This window comes from Vicinamibacteria bacterium (assembly GCA_035620555.1).
Classification (GTDB): Bacteria; Acidobacteriota; Vicinamibacteria; order Marinacidobacterales; family SMYC01; genus DASPGQ01.
In genome coordinates, this window is record DASPGQ010000099.1 from 1 (window position 1) to 3884 (window position 3884).

A 3884-nucleotide genomic window follows, 5' to 3' on the forward strand; every position below is an offset into this window, starting at 1 on the left:
TTCCTCAGCGGTCTCGTGCTCAATCGAGCGGCCGAGCTTCGAATGGATCCGGAAATCATCGACAGGGCCTGGTGTCGTCCCGGCGCGCGCGTCCTGCCCGTCTGGAGATCCAAGCATTTCGTCGTGGCGAGTGAATCGCCGAGGATCGTGTTCGTGGAATCACACCGGGTCGAAGCGCACCGCGAGACGAGGATTCTGCTGGGGAAGGGTGAGGCAGGAGTCTTCTTCGCCGTGGACCTCTCCACGGTCGAGCACCCGCTCGAGGAGTTGGCCCTCGATGCCGGACATTCGGTGATGAGCTTGCGCGAAGCGGCGCCCCTTCTGCCGCGTGAAGAAGGGGCACTCCTGGCTTATGCGAGCGCCATGACGAACTGGCACCGCCGCCACCATTTCTGCGGGACGTGTGGCTCCCCGGCGACTTCCTCCGAGGGAGGTCACGTGCGCAACTGCAGCAACTCGGCCTGTCGTCAGATTCATTTTCCCCGCACCGATCCGGCCGTCATCATGCTCGTCACCGACGGCGAGCGATGTTTGCTAGGACGACAGTCGGCCTGGCCCGAGCGGGTCTATTCGACCCTCGCGGGCTTCGTCGAACCGGGCGAGAGCCTCGAGGAGGCCGTTATGCGGGAGGTACGGGAAGAGACGGGCATCGACGTCGCGGAGGTCCGATATCACTCCTCGCAGCCGTGGCCGTTTCCCAGCTCGATCATGTTGGGATTCGTCGCGCGCGCGCGAACGCTCGAGGTGAAGCTCGGCGACGCCGAGCTTCAAGACGCGCGATGGTTCGGGCGCGAGGAGCTTCTGGAACGACGTGGCGTCCAGCTCCCGTCCCCCATCTCCATCGCGCGCCGACTCATCGAGGACTGGCTCGCGGGAGAGCTCTAGCCCGCGGGAGGACGATAGCCGGAGGTGCCGGCTTTCTTGAGCGCCTGGAGGCCTTCGTCGATGGAGAGCAAAGGGGTCGTCTTCGCGCTCTTGAAAGCCCCGCCACCGGCGATCGCGATGCTAATGGCGGCCGCGCTGACGCTGTCGGGAAACTGGGCGATGACCAGAATGTCATACTCACCGAACGTGTAAAACGACTGCTCGATCTTGCCCCCCAGTTTCTCGAACGCCGGTCGTACCGCTTCGACCCGGTTTTTGGGGTCCTTGAGCTGTGCCGCCCAGGCTTCGGATGAATAAGCCCCTTGTAGCATGTAGTAAGCCATGAACGTACCCTCCTTGGGAAAGTGTGGACGGTATCCGATCGGCGTCCGTCGTGTCAACGCGGGAGAGCTATTCTTTCTCGCGGTGGACGGAGTAGAGGCCGGCGGCAACGATGATCGCGACGCCCAACCAGACTTCGACGCTAGGGAAATCGCGAAAGACGACGAATCCGAAGACCGTCGCCCAGACCAGGGCCGTATACTCGAAGGGTGCCACCGTGGAGACCGGGGCGCGCTGGAATGCGATGGTGATGCCCAAGTGTCCTCCGAGGGCAAAGAGGCCGACACCCGCCGTCAACAGCCAGTCGAAAGGGCCCATGGCTTCGAGCCGACCCATCGAGCCGGTCCAGCCCGCAAGCGCCTGAACGAAGAAGGTATAGAAGAGAAAGGTGCTAGTCCTCTCGCGAAATCCGCTTCGTCTCGACATCCAGCGCGTGAGGATCATCAAGAAGGCATAGGAGAAACTGGACGCGATCACCAGGAGCGCGGCGGGCCGGAAACCCTCCCCCGTGGGCCGAACGACGAGCAGCATTCCGAAGAAGCCCACCGCGATGGCGATCCACTGCCGGGTATCGACCCGTTCCCCCAGGAGCGGAACGGAAAGGGCGGTTACGATGAATGGCCCACCGAAGGCGACGGCCACCGCGTCGGCGAGCGGAAGGAATCGCACCGAGGTGAAGAAGAACAGGAACGCGCCGACGCCGCACAGGGCCCGGACCAGGTGAGCACCGGGCTGCGGCGTTCGCACCAGGTCCCAACCGCTCGAAACGGCTGCGACGCCGAGCAGGATTAACACGACGAACGAGCTGCGAAGAGCGAGGAGCTGGAACACCGAGTAGTCGCGGACGAGCCATTTCCCCATCGCATCCATGGTCGCGAAGCAGGCCACCCCCACGACCATGAAGCCAATTCCCGAAAGGGTCTCTTTGCGAGGCACTACGTTGCGGAATGCTACCGCATGGGCGAACGGAAGAAGAGTGTGCGCGCGGGGGATACCGGCTTGCGACTCCGGGTGACCGCTCAGCGACCGCGCGCGCGACGCATCGCGGAGTCGACGCCGGCGCCGACTTCCTGAGGAGGGAGGCTAGAGGGCGTTCGGTAGAGCTCGGCACGATCGCGCATGGCCGCGACGGCTTTCACGACGCTCGATCGACTCACGACACCGAGAAACTCCTCGTTCTCGTCCACGACGGGAAGTCGACGGAACGAGCTCCTGAGAAAACGGTCCACGACATCGTAAACCGTGCTGCGCGGCGTCAGGGTCACCACGTCGGTGGTCATATAGTCGCAGACCTTGCCTTCCGGCAGTCGTTCGAAGGCTGCGCTGGCAACCAACTTCAAGCAGTCTTTTTCCGAGAGGATCCCGATGAGTCGATTGCGCTCATCGATGACGGGTGCTCCTGAGAGCTTCTTTTTGAGAAGACTGTGCATCGCCGTATGGATGTCCGTCTGGGGCGACAGCGTGGTGACGAATTTATCCATCAGATCCGACGCTCTTAGATGAGGCATGGGCCACCTCCAGGGTAGGTTGGGGGTCTCCGGACGCGTCTTATTGTATGGATCGCGAGGATGAGATGCAATCTTTCTTGACGAAATGGCGGGAGGCTTGGGTCCTTGCTTCTTTTTGTGCTAGCGTCGCTCGGTTTGTCGTATGGGTGATTATCCTGAGAGCCAGGTGCGCTCGCTCGATGTCGACGGAAGAAGATTCGTTCTCGTGGGCACGGCTCACGTCTCCGAGGAATCCGCCGCTCTGGTACGGCGCGTCATCGAGACGGAGAGGCCCGACCGCGTCTGCGTGGAGCTCGACCGTCAACGCTACGAGGCGCTCACCCACCAGCAACGTTGGGAGGCCCTCGACATCAAGGAGGTCATCCGTCGAAAGCAGCTCGCCACCCTGATGGTCAATCTTCTGCTGGCGGCGTACCAGAAGAAACTGGGGTTGAAGCTCGGCATCACCCCTGGAGCCGAGCTTCTGGAGGCGACCCGGGTCGCCGAGGAGAACGGCATTCCGTTCTCGCTCTGCGACCGTGACGTCCGCATCACCCTTCGCCGCGCTTGGCGGCTAACTCCATTCTGGCGAAGGGCGGTGCTCTTGTCCGCAATTTTCGCCAGCGTGCTCGACGAAAAGGAGGTCTCCAAAGAGCAAATCGACAAGCTTCTGGATCGTGACGTCTTGTCCGATCTCATGGCCGAGCTGGGGCAGGTCATGCCTTCCCTGAAGCGCGTCCTCATCGACGAGCGCGACATCTATCTGGCGCAGAGATTGCGCGAGTCCGAAGGCCCGAGCGTCGTGGCGGTCGTCGGTGCCGGACATCTGGATGGAATCCAGAAATCGCTCGAGGAAGCGCAAGACGTCGACCTGGCCGCGATCAGCGAGATCCCGCCAGTGAGCTCCGTATGGAAATGGGTGGGGTGGGGAATTCCCGCTGCGATCATCGGTGGCATTGTCTACATCGGTTGGAGCAAGGGGGCAGAGGCGGCCGGCGACAACCTGCTCTATTGGATCCTGGCCAACGGAATCCCCTGCGCCTTGGGTGCCGCCATCGCGCTCGCCCATCCCTTGACGATCGTCGCCGCCTTCGTGTCAGCGCCGATTACGAGCCTCACCCCCGTCATTGGCGCGGCCTACGTGACCGCCTTCGTCCAAGCCTACGTTCAGCCCCCGGTGGTGAAGGAGTT

The 3884-nt window shown here is 62.6% G+C and carries 5 protein-coding genes; 2 read left to right on the forward strand and 3 right to left on the reverse strand.

Annotated features, from left to right (window positions below):
• On the forward strand, window positions 1-885 hold an 885-nt coding region (nudC, locus tag VEK15_04030), incomplete at its 5' end, for an NAD(+) diphosphatase (protein HXV59839.1).
• Here nudC and VEK15_04035 read toward each other — a convergent pair.
• From VEK15_04035 to VEK15_04045, 3 genes are all read right to left on the reverse strand, one after another.
• Window positions 882-1265 (reverse strand): GYD domain-containing protein, encoded by a 384-nt coding sequence (locus VEK15_04035; GenBank protein ID HXV59840.1) that lies wholly within the window; start codon window positions 1263-1265, stop codon window positions 882-884. The two genes, nudC and VEK15_04035, sit on opposite strands and share 4 nt — an antisense overlap.
• A 10-nt stretch (window positions 1266-1275) precedes the next feature.
• A complete protein-coding gene (locus VEK15_04040) occupies window positions 1276-2142 on the reverse strand; it encodes a DMT family transporter (GenBank protein ID HXV59841.1) in 867 nt (288 codons plus the stop codon).
• 83 nt (window positions 2143-2225) lie between these two features.
• A complete protein-coding gene (locus tag VEK15_04045) occupies window positions 2226-2714 on the reverse strand; it encodes a CBS domain-containing protein (protein HXV59842.1) in 489 nt (162 codons plus the stop codon).
• Window positions 2715-2856: 142 nt separating this feature from the next.
• Here VEK15_04045 and VEK15_04050 point away from each other — a divergent pair.
• A partial coding sequence (locus VEK15_04050; GenBank protein HXV59843.1) for a TraB/GumN family protein occupies window positions 2857-3884 on the forward strand: 1028 nt, incomplete at its 3' end.

Coding starts and splice junctions, on each gene's coding strand:
- VEK15_04045 (HXV59842.1), bottom strand. CDS start 2,714: ATGCCTCATCTAAGAGCGTCGGATCTGATGGATAAATTCGTCACCACG.